Genomic DNA, 14,402 nt, shown 5'->3' on the forward strand with positions numbered 1-14,402 from the left:
TTGTCTTAACTCACTTTCTCGGAACCCTGGGAACGACATTGCCTCCAAGAGTACTGGGATCTGCGCCACCTCGCCGGGGATTCCCGCCCTTCGGCGGCTCGCTTATCGACGCCGCGTCCCCTCCCCGGCATGCGGACAGGGCCCGACACCCCCTGCTATTTCATGGGGGCGTCGGGCCCTGCGGCCGTGACTAATGCACCACGGCGGTGCTAGGACTCAAGGGGTTTTAAGCCTTGTCCTCCTGGGCTTCCTGGGCGTCAGCCTCAGCGTTCTGGGCGGCAACCTGGCGGCGAACCTCATCCATGTCCAGGGCCTTGATCTGCTCCAGGGTGTCATCCAGCTGAGCCGGGTTCATGACACCGGACTGGCGGTAGACACCAATGCCGTCGCGGAAGAAGAAGAGGGTGGGGACAGCGGAGATTTCCAGGGCTGCGGAGACACCGGGGTTGGCGTCAACGTCGAGCTTGGTGAACTTGACCTCCTCGTGCTTCTCGGAGGCCTTCTCATAAATGGGGGCGAAGGACTTGCAGGGGCCGCACCAGGTTGCCCAGGCGTCGACCAGCACAATTCCCTCGGAAGACACGGTGTCGTTAAATGTATCTTCGGTTACATCAATCGTTGCCATGACGCAATCTCCTCAGTTCTATTTGTATGGTCACTACAGGACCAATTCAGGGTCTCAGTCGGAACAACATCGGCAGGTAACACTTCATTCCCCACCGCGTCGGCTTCGGCCGCCAAGTTCCGCGCTGCCCCCAGGGTACGGAAACCCCGTTCCCCGGTGCAGCATCAGATCACCGCAAGAAGTGGGTCACGTCCCCGGACGGCGTGGCCCGAAGAGAGGAAATAATGACCAAGAACTATGTTGTCGAGGGCATGACCTGCGAACACTGCATCTCCGCGGTCACCGACGAGATCACTGAGGTGAAGGGCACCCAGGGTGTGGACGTGGATCTGGCCACCGGCAATGTCGCTGTCACCGGTGAGGGTTTCAGCGATGAGGCAATCGTCGCCGCCGTTGCTGAGGCCGGCTACAAGGTGCGCGACTGACGGCGCCTCACCCACAGCACATTTCCAGGGCCCGACTCCCAGAGGCACAGACCTCCGGAGGCCGGGCCCTGAACACTTTCACCCCCGAATGGACCTGCCGGGGCATCCCTCCCCCCGGAGTATCTTCAAACCAGCGCATGTGGGCTGGGCAGTCCATGCGTTTCACTTCCTTAATTTTCGAGAATGGATCATTTCCTATGACGGAACCGAATTTTCCGGACCCTCGGCCCGGAGCTACACCACCCACCACAACCATGAGCCGAAATGCTCGGCTGGACCGACTCCCGGTCACCGCCAAGCATCGCCGGCTGCTCTTCGGCTCCGGCATCGGCTGGGCCCTGGATGCCATGGATGTCGGCCTGATCTCCTTCATCATGGCCGCCCTGGCGGTGCACTGGAACTTGAGCGCCACCCAGACCTCCTGGCTGGGCTCCATCGGATTCGTCGGCATGGCCCTGGGCGCCACCTTCGGGGGGCTGCTGGCGGACCGGATCGGGCGTCGCCAGGTGTTTGCGCTGACTCTGCTGGTCTATGGACTGGCGACGGGCGCTTCAGCACTGGCTGGCTCCCTAGCGGTGCTGATTGCCCTGCGTTTCCTGGTCGGCCTGGGCCTGGGTGCTGAACTTCCGGTTGCCTCCACCCTGGTTTCCGAGTTCGCACCCCGGAAGATCCGGGGTCGCATGGTGGTGTTGCTCGAGGCTTTCTGGGCGGTGGGCTGGCTGGCTGCTGCCCTCATCGGCGCCTTCGTGGTCTCGGCCTCCGAGAATGGTTGGCGCTGGGCCCTGGCGCTGGGCTGCGTGCCCACCCTCTACGCCGTCTACGTGAGGATGGGACTACCGGAGTCGGTGCGCTTTTTGGAGAAGAAGAACCGTCACGAGGAAGCGGAGGAGATCGTCGCCGCCTTTGAGGCGGAGGTCGACCCGGCCGAGCTGGCGGCCATTGATGAACGGGGGCGTCGTGAAGCGGAGGAGGGGGTGTCCACCCCGGAGCAGGACGCCTTCGCCCGGGAGGATTCCATCTGGTCGCCGCTGCTGCGGCGTCGGACCGCCGCACTGTGGATCATCTGGTTCTGTGTGAACCTCTCCTACTACGGGGCCTTCATCTGGATTCCCTCGTTGCTGGTGGACCAGGGGTTCACGCTGGTGAAATCCTTCACCTTCACGCTGATCATCACGCTGGCGCAGTTACCCGGTTATGCGGTCGCCGCCTGGCTGATTGAGAAGTGGGGCCGTCGCATGACGCTGGCCACCCTGCTGCTCGGTTCAGCCGCGGCAGCCGCCTTCTACGGCACCGCAGAAACTGAGGCCATGATCATCCTGGCCGGCTGCCTGCTGTCCTTCTTCAACCTGGGCGCCTGGGGTGCGCTCTACGCCATCGGGCCGGAGCTGTACCCCACCGCGGTACGTGGGGCCGGTACTGGTGCAGCCGCGGGATTCGGACGCATCGCCTCGATCATCGCTCCGCTGATTGTCCCGCCGATCCTGATCTTCGGGGGGCCACTGCTGCTCTTCGGACTGTTTGCCCTGTCCTTCCTCATCGCCTCCGCCGCGGCCTTCACCCTGCCGGAACAGCGCGGCAAGGTCCTGGAGGTCTAGCTGAGGTACTGGCGGGCGACCTGCTGCAGCCGCTCCAGGAGAGTTCGGGGCTCCTGGGGTTCGGCGAAGTCAGCGAGATCGCGCGGCAGGGTGAGCAGGGTCTTACCCTCACCGTGCTCCACCTTGATGTTCTCATTCAGTTCAATGGTGTCGGGGTTGAAGTCTCGGACGAACATTGCTTTTCCTCCTGGGTATTGATCTAAGTCAGATCAGACATCTTCATGCCCTCTCAGACATCCGATCATTTGCCCCAGAATAAGCTATTTTCGCAGCTCAGTCACCGTTGGAAAGGCATTCCTAAGCAAGGTATGCTTCACCTGAATTGATTAGGAAAATCTGTTGAGCAGCATTTATTAACAAGTACTCACGTATTAAAAGGTGCGCCCTTGGGGGCGCTGGAACACTAAACAACCACCCCCGTGAGCAAAATCACCTTTTGACCCACCAGCTTATCGGCACCCCCAGGGCCAAAAGCACACGTGGATCTATCCGGCCCGCGGCATGCTGACAAACCGGGAGTAGTGCAGCTGGTGGGCGACCATCACCGTGTCAATCGGGCCACCACGGTGCTTGGCCAGGATGATGTCGGCCTCACCGGCACGCTCCGAGTCACGGTCCTGGGAATCCGGACGGTAGAGCAGCATCACCATATCGGCGTCCTGCTCCAGGGAACCAGACTCACGGAGGTCAGCCAGCTGCGGTTTCTTATCCGTACGGGCCTCCGGGCCACGGTTGAGCTGAGAGATCGCGATGACCGGCACATCAAGCTCCTTGGCCAGCAGCTTGAGGTTACGGGAGAATTCCGAGACCTCCTGCTGGCGGGACTCAACCTTCTTGCCCGAACTCATCAGCTGCAGGTAATCGATGATGATCAGCTGAAGATCATGCTTCTGCTTCAGGCGACGCGCCTTGGAACGGATCTCCATCATCGTCAGGTTCGGGGAGTCATCGATGAACAACGGTGCCTCCGAGATCTGCCCCACCCGGTTGGCCAGCTTCGCCCAGGCCTCATCCGTCATCCGGCCGGAACGCATATCGGAGAGCTTGATTTCGGTCTCGGCGGAAAGCAGCCGCATCGCGATCTCGGACTTGCTCATCTCCAGGGAGAAGATCACCGAGGCCTTGCCATGGGTGATGGAACAGGAACGCATGAAGTCCAGACCCAGCGTCGACTTACCCACACCGGGGCGGGCGGCGATGATGATCATCTGGCCACCGTGCAGCCCATTGGTGAGATTGTCCAGGTCCTCGAAACCGGTGGGCACACCGGTGGCCACACCACCATGGGCGGCGAGCTCATCCAGCTCATCCATGGTCGGCTGGAGGATATCGGCCAGCACCGCATAATCCTCACTGGTGTTGCGCTGAGAGATCGCGAAGACCTCCTGCTGCGCCATGTCCAGCACCACATCAACTTCCGCACCCTCAGTGCCCTCATAGCCCAGCTGCACCACGCGGGTGCCGGCGTTGACCAGACGGCGCAGGATCGCCTTCTCGGAGACGATCTCGGCGTAGTAGCGGGCATTCGCCGCCGTGGGCACCGAAGAGATCAGGGTGTGCAGATAAGGGGCCCCACCCACCCGCTCCAGGTCATTGGTGCGATCCAGGCGGGCAGCGACGATAACCGGGTCAATCTCCTTGTTATCGGAGAAGAGGTCAATGATCGCACCGTAGATCAGCTGATGGGCCGGCTTATAGAAATCATCCGGGGTCAGCTCCTCAAGGATCTCCACGACCGTGGTCGGGGCCAGGAGCATCGCACCGAGCACACCCTGCTCCGCCTCATTGTCATGGGGTGGCTGGCGGAACTCAGTGGCCGGGGACGCCGGACGGTTCTCCCGGCGCCGCGCCGGGCGGTTCCCACCGCCACCACTGCCGCCACCACTGCTGAAGGCCGGGGTGGGTAGGGCGGGGCCATAATCCGGTCCCGGATCATCAAACTGCACCGGGGCATCCTGATCGGAAGGCGGCACATAATCATCATCGAAGCTGGCATCGGAGATTCCCGAGGTCATCGCGGTTCCACCCTTTCATCCCGGATCAGCTGACTCGAGCCTTCACTCTAGCCGCGCGCTGCATGCAGAGTCGAAGTGCCAGCTCAGCGGTGGATAACCCCCAGTCCAACAGGCGCCGGAAAGCGGGGTTATCCACAGGGTGAGAGCTACTCGTTTGACTCCTTCTCCATCCGGTTGATGGCATCCGCTGCGCGAATGAGCGCCAGGTGGGAGAAAGCCTGGGGGAAGTTCCCCGCCAGCCGCTGGGTCTTCGGGTCATATTCCTCTGCCAGCAGCCCCACATCATTGGCGTAGCCGCAGAGGCGTTTCATGTCCTCTTTCGCCTCCTCCAGGCGGCCGGAGACAGCGTACTGCTCCACCAGCCAGAAAGCGCAGATCAGGAAGGGGTACTCATCACCCGCCAGGCCGTCCAGCCCGGCTTCGGTGCGGTAGCGGTAGACCAGGCCGTGCTCATCCACCAGGTCCTGTTCGACCTTGGCCACCGTGCCCAGCATCTTGGGATCATCCGGGGCGATGAAGCCGGTATGCGGCAGCTGCAGCAGGGAGGCATCCACCTCGGTACCCTCATAGGTCTGGGTGAAGGAGTTGAGCTCCGCACTGAACCCCCGGGTCAGAATCTCCTCGCGGAGCTTGTCCCGGTAGTGGATCCAGGTTTCCACATCCCCCTCGAAGCCATACTCCTCCACTGCTCGGATGCCCTCATTGAAGGCCGCCCACATCATCACCCGGCCATGGGTGAAGTAGTGGAGTTCTCCCCGCATCTCCCAGATGCCGTGATCCTTGCGGTCAAAATTGGAGATGTTGTAGTCCAGCAGGGCAGTCTGCAGGTTCCAGGAGTAGGGGGTCTCCGGGTAGCCGGCATCACGGATCCTGGCCAACGCCAGCATCACCTCGCCCACGACATCCGCCTGATACTGGTCCGCGGCACCATTGCCGATGCGCACCGGACGGGAGTTCTCATAACCTGCCAGGTGATCCAGCTCCTGCTCCGGCAGCTGACGCTCCCCACCGAGCCCGTACATGATCTGCAGGCGCTCCGGGTCGCCGGCCACCGCACGCAGCAACCAGTCCCGCCAGTCGGCGGCACCCTTGATCAGGCCATGGGAGACCATGACCTCAACCGTCAGGGAAGCATCCCGCAACCAGGTGAAGCGGTAGTCCCAGTTGCGGACCCCACCGAAATCCTCGGGCAGGGAAGCCGTCGCAGCGGCTGCGATGCCACCGGTCTCGCGGTGCGTCAGTGCCCTGAGCACCAGCAGGGAACGCACCACATGCTTACGGTTCACCGTCTCCGTGTCCAGCCGACTCAACCATTCCTCCCAGAAGCTCTCCGCCTTCCACAGCGCGGCCACCGGTTCCGCTGGGACGGGTAGCTCCCGCCACGGGCGGAACCAGGTCAGGTTCCAGGACCGCGACTGTCCCTCCCTGATCCGGAAACGCCCCGTCAGACGGGAAGCCGGAGCACCGGAAGGTTCCAGCACATCGCCCTCCTCCTCCCGCCTTTCCTTGCTCTGATGCAGCAGGGGGCCACTGATCAACACACCATCCGGGCCGGCGGTACAGAGCAGACCCATTTCCTCTGAACCAGGAACCTCGGTGGGACGGAACCAGGGTTCCACCCGGGCGTAACTGAAACGCACCCGCATGTCATGCTCAATCTCAACCTCACCACTGAGACACTCCACATAGCGGATCAGGTTCGCCTGCTTATCGCCCGGCGGCATGAAGTCGGTGACCCGCGCGGTACCCCGGGGCCCTTCCCAGAGGGTTTCCAGGATGAAGGTGTTGCCCCGGTACTGCCGGGACATCACCTTGCCGTCCACGATCGACATCTTCCAGCGGCCATCATCCGGGGTGCCCAGGATGGCGGTGAAGATGGCATCGGAGTCGAATCTGGGCAGGCAGAGCCAGTCGATGGACCCCTCACGGGATACCAGTGGTCCGGTGTGCAGATCCGAGAGGAGGGCATAGTCCTCCAAGGGAGTGCTCTTATGAGCTTTCTTCACTGATTGCGGCAGCTGATTCGACACGGTCATATGTCCGTTCTAGCGGAAAGTGCGGGCTTAGGTCAGGCTCTCCGCTTTATGGTAGTGAGTTGCAACTCGCCGGGGGCCCACCGGGATCCGGAAATGTTGGGCCGGGGCCACTGTATACAGTCCCCGAGGAGAAGATTCCAGCGTCTGAATCGTCTCAAAAATAAGTCCCTGTCCACAGGGGCTGTGGATAACTTGGGGAGAAGCGGTGAAAGAATCAACGATTTCGGTGGAGAGTTGTGGATAACCTGTGGATAACTCTTGGATAACGCTGCGGACAAAGACCCATTCATGCTGGTCACCGCCCTTTCCGAGCTGTGGACAACTAAGCGGAAATAGTGAATAAACGCTGTCACCAGCAGGTTTGACAGAGCGAAATTAGGTAGCTAGTGACATTGGTGCAGCTAAAAGCGGTACAACGACAGATTAAATCGAGGGAAACAACCCACATTTATCCACAGTTATCCACAGGGTGAGCAAGGACTCTCACGATGGGGCTGATCCGGGGCATCACAAGGAGCCCCCCTTGGGGGTGACATGAGTGCCACCCAAGGGGGGTGGAAATGTCCGAAGACCCCGGACACCGGAGGAAGCGGGGCTTCCCACCGATGCGGGGTCTTCGGGTGCTGTTGTCGTTGGGCTAGAAACTAGCCGCCGTCTGACGCGTTAAATTACGCGGCGACGACCTTAAAGTTCACCTTGGCTGCGATGTCATCCTGCAGCTGGACCTTGACCTGGTAAGAACCGGTCGACTTGATCAGGTTCTTCGGAACCTCGATGTTGCGCTTGTCCAGAACCGGGCCGCCAGCTGCCTTGACAGCGTCAGCGATATCACCGGACTTGACGGAGCCGAAGAGCTTGCCCTTGTCAGAGGTACGCACTGCGACGGAAACGTTCTCCAGTGCTTCCAGCTGCTCGCGAATCTCGCGGGCGTGGTCGAGGTCGCGCACTGCACGAGCCTCCTGGGCACGCTTAATGCCCTCGATCTGCTTCTGAGCACCACGGGTGGCAACGATGGCCAGGCCGCGGGGAAGCAGGTAGTTGCGTCCGTAGCCGTCCTTGACCTCTACGATGTCACCGGGGACACCGAGCTTGTCAATGGCGGCGGTGAGGATCAGCTTCATGATCCCTGCCTTTCATTGTTCTTTCCCCGCCCAGTGGCTTGAGCCTGATTCCGGCCGGGGAAGTGTGAATTCAGTTGATGTGTATTTCTTGTCGATCAGAACGGAGGTTCATCGTCGGCACCACCGAAACCGCCGGCAGGCGGTGCGGAGTTCCACGGATCATTGTCAGGAGCGGGAGCCGATTGATTGGACTGGTTCCCACCACCGAAGCCACCCTGGCTGCTCTGGTTCCCACCAAAACCGCCCTGGCTGGGCTGAGCGGGCTGAGCGCCCCCAAAACCACCCTGGCTGCTCTGGTTCCCACCAAAACCGCCCTGATTGCCCTGGTTGCCGCCGAAACCACCCTGGCCACCCTGGCCGCCTTGGTTTCCACCAAAGCCGCCCTGGCTGCCGCCGCCACGCGGGGTACGCGTGACCTGTGCGGTAGCGAAAGTCAGGGACGGGCCAACTTCGTCGACCTCGACCTCCATCACGGTGCGCTTCTCGCCCTCACGGGTTTCATAGGAGCGCTGACGGAGGCGACCGGTCACGATGACGCGCATACCCTTGGAAAGGGATTCAGCGACATTCTCCGCGGCCTGACGCCAGACATTGCAGGTCAGAAAAAGAGCTTCCTGATCTTCCCACTGGTTCGTCTGTCGATTGAACTGACGAGGAGTGGAAGCGATACGGAAGTTCGCCACCGCCGCACCCGAGGGGGTGAAGCGGAGCTCTGGGTCAGCAACGATGTTGCCAACCACAGTGATGTTTGTTTCTCCCTGAGCCATGCTTGATGCCTTCCTGCTGTGCCTTCTCGGTGACAATGATCCTGGATGGGCCAATATGCGCCCCCATCGGGGCGCAATTCATCCCATCAGGGGTGCCTACGAGTGGGTGTTTTTAAAATCCACCCACCAGTATCCACTCTTACTTGTCGACGCGCAGAACCTTGGTACGCAGAATGCTCTCGTTCAGGTTCAGCAGACGATCGAGCTCCAGCACAGTTGCCGACTCGCACTCGAGATCGACGACCGCGTAGACGCCTTCTTCGTTCTTGTTGATCGGGTATGCAAGACGACGCTTGCCCCACACATCAACCTTCACAACCTTGCCATTGTCCTTACGGACAACCTCAAGAAACTTGTCCAGGGACGGGGTAACGGTGCGTTCATCCTGGCTTGGATCCAGAATGATCATGATTTCGTATTGACGCACGGACCTCATCACCTCCTATGGTCTAGTATTTTGGTTCGGCCACACCCCGGTTGGGCATGGCAGGAGGGTCGTTGCGTCAAGCAACCCCTCCAAGGTACCGCAATACGCCCCCAAAACGTTAATCCCCGCCGGTGGGAATCAACGGGGATTCAGCAGGCTCATCTAAGGAGCGCTGCCGACAGGGGGTTGCAGGGTGCGAAATCAGTCATCCACTTCGATGACGGTGCCATCCGGGCGGATGTCCACCTCAATCCAGTCGAGATCGATCTCCCAGTAGTCGTCGTCCTCCCACTCCGCGGTGGCGCAACCCTGTGCCACCGCATCGCTGACCTGCTGCTCACTGAAACCCTCTTCACGACGCTCCCGATCCCCCTCGCCGCTGTAACCGCTGACCTCGCAGGGGGCCGAGTTTCCCCGGGCCGCCTCCTCCCCACCATCATCCTCACGGGGTGGGGTGTTCTCAGCGACGCTCTCCGCTGGCGCCTGGGTGGGTTGCTCCTCGACCGTCTCAACCGGGGTGCTGATCGCTACGGTGCTGGTGCCGGGGTTGGGTCCCTCCGAACCGGCGCAACCGGTGAGAAAGAGCGCTGCAACTCCGCTGAGGGCAATGATGGTGCCTCGGATGCCACTTCGGTTCATGGTTCTTCCTTTCATCTCAACAGGGCACTGAACTGGCCTTTTTCTTATATTTCCCAGCTTAGGGAGGAAGCGCGGGGAGATTAAGGGCTTCGGGCCGATTCTGAATGAACTCTCATGTTTCCTTCTGTGGACATAGCCGAGAAGCAGCACCTGTCAGAGAAGCTTTTCCCTGAGATTTCCTGAGGTCTCCGCCCCGCCTCCCCTGGGGTCCGGCAACAAAAAACCCGGCAGCCCCCTGCTTACAAGGGGGACTCCCGGGGATTTCCTCGAGGCTCAGCTGGCCTATCCGGGTGAGGTGGCGACGGTCACGGCAATGGTCACCGGCACCACGGTCACCAGAAGCAGTGCGATGATCAGCAGTGCGGTGATCAGCACCTTCGACTTCTTGTACATGAATGCCGCGAAAGCTCCGCCGGTGCAGAGGAAGCCGATAAACACACTGGCCATGGTGATGATCATCCAGATGTCAGACAACTGCTCACGTTCCTTATTCCTTGAGGTTCCATTCCGAGGTCCGGCTGCCCGGCGCGCCGATATTTCCCGAGGCATCCGAGGCATCCGGGGTTTCTGAGCCGGCCCCACCTTCGATCTTTTCGGGGGCGTTCAGGGTTTCCGGGTTCTGCGGATCAGGTCGCGATGCTCCACCTGTTGCTTCCTCTTCATTCTTGCCCATGCCGCCGAGACGGAATCGATCGACCTGCCCGAAGGCTCCGGCGAGGGGGTCCAGTCCGTGGTGGGACTGGGACACCTTGTCTTCGATGCGGCCGAGCATCTGGAGCACAACGAGGACCATCATGGTGATGATGAGTCCGTCGCGGGTCAGGATGACCAGGTCGAGCATCCCGCCGGGCAGTCCCTTGTTGTCGGTGCCCATCATGTGGAGCATGAGGACGGGCCAGACGAGGGCGTCGACGATCATCCAGGTGAGCAGGAGTCGCCAGCGGGGCAGCGCGAGTACGGCGGGAATAACGAGCCAGAGGGAGTACTGGGGGCTCCACACCTTATTCACCAGCAGGAAGGCTGCGACGATGAGGAAGATGAGCTCCGCGACGCGGGGGCGGCGTTGGACGCTGATGCCGAAGATGGCGATGGCGAGGCAGGCGCCGATGAAGAGCAGCAGGGTGAGGGTGTTGAGGATGGTGGGTTCCCCACCACCGCTGTCGAAACCGGGCCATCCGGTGGTGCGGGAGATGACCGCGTAGATGGTGGTCCATTCCCAGCTGCGTTCCCGGTTGAGTCGGAGGAATTCATTCCAGGCGGCCGGGTAGGCGAGCATCACGGGGATGTTGACCAGGAGCCAGCTGATGATGGCGGCGCCCAGCATCTTGAGGAAGGGGCCCCAGGTGCGGTTGCGTACGGTCAGCACGAGGTAGGCGCCGAGGATGTAGAGGGGCCAGAGTTTGAAGGCGGTGCCCAGGCCGATGAGTATGCCGGCCCAGAGGGGATGGCCGCGTTTGACCGCGAGCACGGCACCGGCGACCGCCATGATGGAGGGGATGTCCCAGTTGGTGAAGGCGTGCATGATCACCAGGGGGGAGGCGGCGACGAGTACGACATCCCAGATCCGGTTGCCGGCGAGTTCGGCCATCATGCGGATGGTGATGACCCACATCAGGGACATGAAGGCTGCGGTGAGGGCGAAGTAGAAACCGGATTCGGGGATACTGTGTCCGGGGAGCAGGTCGATCACCGGGTAGAACACCCGGGTCAGGAAGCCCATGAGTCCCTGGAAGAGTCCGCCGAGGACGGGGTATTCCATGTAGCGGGTGAGGTCTCCCTCCTGCCAGGAGTAGGCGTAGGGGAAACCTCCTTCGTCGAGTCCGCGGGCACCGTAGAGGGGGACGATGTCGTTGTAGCAGAAGGAGGCGTACTGCCGATTTCCGGACCAGTCCAGTCCGACCATCCCATCTTCCCCGCGGCTGCCGAGGGTGCAGTTCGCCTTGGCCAGGTAGCCGAAGGAGAGGAACACCAGGGAGGTCAGGATCAGGGTGCGCAAGGGGGTCCACCAGGCCTGACGGCCGATACGGGCATGGTGTCCGAGGGGGCCACCGAGGAAGGTGATGAAGCCCCGGCTGATGCTTTCACTGTGGGCTGGTGAGACCCGTTGTTCGGGGTGTCCGATGTCCGGGGCGCTTGGTGGGCTGCTTGTCATCGCTGAGCTCTTCTCACGTGGGGGACTCTCCTTGTGCTTGTTTTCCTCCCCCACCGGAGGTGCTGTTCCAGGGGGGCCACCGAGATTCGGTGAGCGAAAATATCCTTTCCTACCGTAGGCCAGCCGCTGAGTTCCCGGCGCGGCCATGGGGTAGCTCTCGCCCCCTGTGCTTTGCGACGCCCCGTGCCCTGCCCCTGAGCAGGCAAAAAGCGGCCCCTCCGAGGGAGGGACCGCTTGATGTTCATCAGGGTAGTGCCGGGATTTCTATCTCGGGGATCACCAGACCGGGGGCAATTTCGATGCCACCTTCATCCCCACCGCCACCATCGTCTTCCGGTGCGGGGTTGCCACCACCGGTTTCAGGGGGTGCGGGGGCCGGTGCCGGAGCCGGTGCCGGTGCCAGGGATTCCTCGGGCGCCGGGGCCACTTCCTCGCTCTCGCTGGGGGCGGGGGCCGGAGCAACCGGTGCGACCGGGGCCGGGTTGTAGATCACCGGCGGCGGGACGTAGGCGTTGCCATTGCTGACGCTGAGGCCGTTGCCCCAGTTGATGGGCTCGGGGTCCGGGAAGTACTCGATGGGCTCATCGACCAGGGAGTCATCGAGGATGTCCTTCCAGATGTCGGTGGGCAGGCCCGCGCCGTACATGTTTCCGCCCCAGGGGGTGAAGATCGGGGTGTTGTCCTCGGTGCCGACCCACACGGAGGTGGCCAGCTGCGGGGTGGTGCCGACCATCCAGGCGTCGCGGTTGTAACCGGTGTCGCCGAGCTGGGTGGTGCCAGTCTTGGAGGCGGAGATACGGCCCCCGTCCAGGGCACCACCGGAGTAGTCGGCGATGGGCTGCATGGCGTACATGAGGTTGTTGGCCACCGCCTCGGAGACACGGCGTTCGCCTTCCTGACCCTGGAATTCGTAGAGCACTTCGCCGCTGCCGGTTTCCACACGCTCGACGAAGTGCGGCTGGTGCCAGACCCCTTCGTTAGCGAGGGTGGCCAGCGCGATGCTCATGTCGAGGGGGCGGGACTGGTACTGGCCGAGGATGATGCCCTCATAGGGGAGGTCACCGTTTTCGGTCAGGGTCTCCGGGATGCCGGGCAGGGAGGTGGCCATGCCCAGGGCGTGTGCCATGTCGGCGGTGTCCTGGGTTTCATTCTCCAGGTCCTGCTGCAGGCGGATGAAGCTGGTGTTGTGGGAGAACTTCAGGGCCTCGCCGATGGAGCAGTAGCCACAGGAGCCGCCGCCGACATTGGAGATGGTGATACCACCGGGGATGGTGACCGGGCCGGAGTCGTAGAGGGTGGACAGCGGGATGCCCTGCTGGAGAGCGGCGGCCAGGCCGAAGATCTTGAAGGTGGATCCGGTCTGCAGGCCGGCGTTGGCGTAGTCCCAGCCGGTGGCGTCCTCGCCACCGTAGTAGCCGCGGACCGCGCCGGTGTCGGGTTCCATGCTCACGGCGGCGGTGCGCAGGTTGTCGTTCTGGCCCTCCATGTTGGCGTTGACCGCTTCGACGGTGGCCGCCTGGACCTCCGGGTCGATGGTGGTGGTCACGATCAGACCCCGGGTGTTGACCTCATCCTCAGTGATGCCCACGCTCGCCAGCTCCGTCATGACCTGGTTCTTGATCAGGCCGTTGGGGCCGGTGGCTTCGGTGTACGCGGAGACGGTGGCCGGGTCGCGGGTCTCCGGATAATCCAGGGCAGCACGTTCCTCGGCACCGAGGGTGCCGATCTCGACCATGCCGTCGAGGACGTAGCTCCAGCGGGCCTGCGCGGCCTCCGGGTTGGTCCAGGGTTCCAGCTGGCTGGGCAGCTGGATGGAGGCGGCCAACACGGCTGCCTCATCGGGGCCCAGCTCAGTGACCGGCTTGTTGAAGTAGGCCTGGGCGGCAGCTTCCACACCATAGGCGTTACGGCCGAAGTAGACGGTGTTGAGGTAGGCACCGAGGATTTCGTCCTTGGACCATTCATTGGTCATCTTGACGGAGTAGACCAGCTCGCGGGCCTTGCGGACATAGGAGTGCTCATCACCGACCAGGGTCTTCTTGACGTACTGCTGGGTGATGGTGGAGCCACCGCCCGCGGAGGCATCACCGGTGATCTGGCCGATCACCGCGCGGGTGAAACCGGTGATGGAGAATCCGGGGTTGGTGTAGAACTCACGGTCCTCGGCGGCCAGCACGGCGTTCTTGACGTAGTCCGGGATTTCTTCGACGGACACCTGTCGGCGGTTACCCTCCGGAGGCACGATCCGGGCCAGCTCGGTGCTCGAGTCGGAGGCCATGATCTGGGAGACCTGGGGGGTGGGGAGTTCCTCTGGTTCCGGCACATCCACCATGACGTAGGCCGCCAGGAAGGCGCCTAGCGGGAGGAGGATCGCCAGGAGGACAGCACCGATCAGCGTGCGCCCCACCCAGGGGTTCCGCTGTTTCTTTTTCGCAGCCCGACTGCGCTTAGCGGGTTCGGTGGTTTTCCGCCCCGCAGTCGCGTCTGTGTTCTTTTCTGCCAACTTCAGTCCCAATCATCGATGTTGCTAACTGAGGAGCACACTACTGTGTGTCAGTGCTTCGTGGAAACCTGAAAACACCTGGAAACTGTGCTGAAGC

13 protein-coding genes are annotated in these 14,402 nt (G+C 62.1%); 2 read left to right on the top strand and 11 right to left on the bottom strand.

The window, feature by feature from the left end; genetic code table 11:
- Positions 1-226: 226 nt before the first annotated feature.
- Positions 227-625, bottom strand: coding sequence for a thioredoxin (gene trxA, locus COCCU_RS13455; protein ID WP_156232244.1), 399 nt, complete (start codon positions 623-625; stop codon positions 227-229).
- Positions 626-849: 224 nt separating this feature from the next.
- Here trxA and COCCU_RS13460 point away from each other — a divergent pair, with 224 nt between their 5' ends.
- Positions 850-1,050 (top strand): heavy-metal-associated domain-containing protein, encoded by a 201-nt coding sequence (locus COCCU_RS13460; RefSeq protein ID WP_197088374.1) that lies wholly within the window; start codon positions 850-852, stop codon positions 1,048-1,050.
- Positions 1,051-1,304: 254 nt separating this feature from the next.
- Positions 1,305-2,645 (top strand): MFS transporter, encoded by a 1,341-nt coding sequence (locus tag COCCU_RS13465; protein WP_156232246.1) that lies wholly within the window; start codon positions 1,305-1,307, stop codon positions 2,643-2,645.
- Here COCCU_RS13465 and COCCU_RS13470 read toward each other — a convergent pair.
- From COCCU_RS13470 to COCCU_RS13515, 10 genes are all read right to left on the bottom strand, one after another.
- The gene (locus COCCU_RS13470) at positions 2,642-2,821 is read right to left on the bottom strand and encodes a hypothetical protein (RefSeq protein ID WP_156232248.1); all 180 of its coding nucleotides are present in this window, start codon (positions 2,819-2,821) and stop codon (positions 2,642-2,644) included. The two genes, COCCU_RS13465 and COCCU_RS13470, sit on opposite strands and share 4 nt — an antisense overlap.
- A gap of 309 nt (positions 2,822-3,130) precedes the next feature.
- Positions 3,131-4,660: a replicative DNA helicase gene (gene dnaB, locus COCCU_RS13475; protein WP_156232250.1), complete on the bottom strand. Its 1,530-nt coding sequence runs from the start codon at positions 4,658-4,660 to the stop codon at positions 3,131-3,133.
- A 146-nt stretch (positions 4,661-4,806) separates the two neighbouring features.
- Positions 4,807-6,696 carry a glycoside hydrolase family 15 protein gene (locus COCCU_RS13480; RefSeq protein WP_156232252.1) on the bottom strand — a complete coding sequence of 630 codons (1,890 nt, stop codon included), beginning with the start codon at positions 6,694-6,696 and terminating at the stop codon, positions 4,807-4,809.
- Between the two features lie 668 nt (positions 6,697-7,364).
- Positions 7,365-7,817 (bottom strand): 50S ribosomal protein L9, encoded by a 453-nt coding sequence (gene rplI / locus COCCU_RS13485; RefSeq protein WP_156232254.1) that lies wholly within the window; start codon positions 7,815-7,817, stop codon positions 7,365-7,367.
- 95 nt (positions 7,818-7,912) lie between these two features.
- A complete protein-coding gene (locus COCCU_RS13490) occupies positions 7,913-8,584 on the bottom strand; it encodes a single-stranded DNA-binding protein (protein ID WP_156232256.1) in 672 nt (223 codons plus the stop codon).
- A gap of 139 nt (positions 8,585-8,723) precedes the next feature.
- Positions 8,724-9,011 carry a 30S ribosomal protein S6 gene (gene rpsF / locus COCCU_RS13495; protein ID WP_156232258.1) on the bottom strand — a complete coding sequence of 96 codons (288 nt, stop codon included), beginning with the start codon at positions 9,009-9,011 and terminating at the stop codon, positions 8,724-8,726.
- A gap of 201 nt (positions 9,012-9,212) precedes the next feature.
- Positions 9,213-9,650 (bottom strand): hypothetical protein, encoded by a 438-nt coding sequence (locus COCCU_RS13500; RefSeq protein WP_156232260.1) that lies wholly within the window; start codon positions 9,648-9,650, stop codon positions 9,213-9,215.
- A 282-nt stretch (positions 9,651-9,932) separates the two neighbouring features.
- Positions 9,933-10,124: a hypothetical protein gene (locus COCCU_RS13505; protein ID WP_156232262.1), complete on the bottom strand. Its 192-nt coding sequence runs from the start codon at positions 10,122-10,124 to the stop codon at positions 9,933-9,935.
- Positions 10,125-10,137: 13 nt separating this feature from the next.
- Entirely contained in the window at positions 10,138-11,802 is a 1,665-nt protein-coding gene (locus COCCU_RS13510) for a glycosyltransferase family 87 protein (protein WP_156232264.1), read from the bottom strand.
- 244 nt (positions 11,803-12,046) lie between these two features.
- Positions 12,047-14,305, bottom strand: coding sequence for a transglycosylase domain-containing protein (locus tag COCCU_RS13515; protein WP_407924144.1), 2,259 nt, complete (start codon positions 14,303-14,305; stop codon positions 12,047-12,049).
- Positions 14,306-14,402: the final 97 nt, after the last annotated feature.

Origin of the sequence: Corynebacterium occultum (assembly GCF_009734425.1) — a bacterium.
Taxonomy (GTDB): domain Bacteria; phylum Actinomycetota; class Actinomycetes; order Mycobacteriales; family Mycobacteriaceae; genus Corynebacterium; species Corynebacterium occultum.

Coding starts and splice junctions, on each gene's coding strand:
- COCCU_RS13490 (WP_156232256.1), bottom strand. CDS start 8,584: ATGGCTCAGGGAGAAACAAACATCACTGTGGTTGGCAACATCGTTGCT.
- COCCU_RS13500 (WP_156232260.1), bottom strand. CDS start 9,650: ATGAACCGAAGTGGCATCCGAGGCACCATCATTGCCCTCAGCGGAGTT.
- COCCU_RS13510 (WP_156232264.1), bottom strand. CDS start 11,802: ATGACAAGCAGCCCACCAAGCGCCCCGGACATCGGACACCCCGAACAA.
- COCCU_RS13460 (WP_197088374.1), top strand. CDS start 850: ATGACCAAGAACTATGTTGTCGAGGGCATGACCTGCGAACACTGCATC.
- rplI (WP_156232254.1), bottom strand. CDS start 7,817: ATGAAGCTGATCCTCACCGCCGCCATTGACAAGCTCGGTGTCCCCGGT.
- trxA (WP_156232244.1), bottom strand. CDS start 625: ATGGCAACGATTGATGTAACCGAAGATACATTTAACGACACCGTGTCT.
- dnaB (WP_156232250.1), bottom strand. CDS start 4,660: ATGACCTCGGGAATCTCCGATGCCAGCTTCGATGATGATTATGTGCCG.
- COCCU_RS13480 (WP_156232252.1), bottom strand. CDS start 6,696: ATGACCGTGTCGAATCAGCTGCCGCAATCAGTGAAGAAAGCTCATAAG.
- COCCU_RS13470 (WP_156232248.1), bottom strand. CDS start 2,821: ATGTTCGTCCGAGACTTCAACCCCGACACCATTGAACTGAATGAGAAC.
- COCCU_RS13465 (WP_156232246.1), top strand. CDS start 1,305: ATGAGCCGAAATGCTCGGCTGGACCGACTCCCGGTCACCGCCAAGCAT.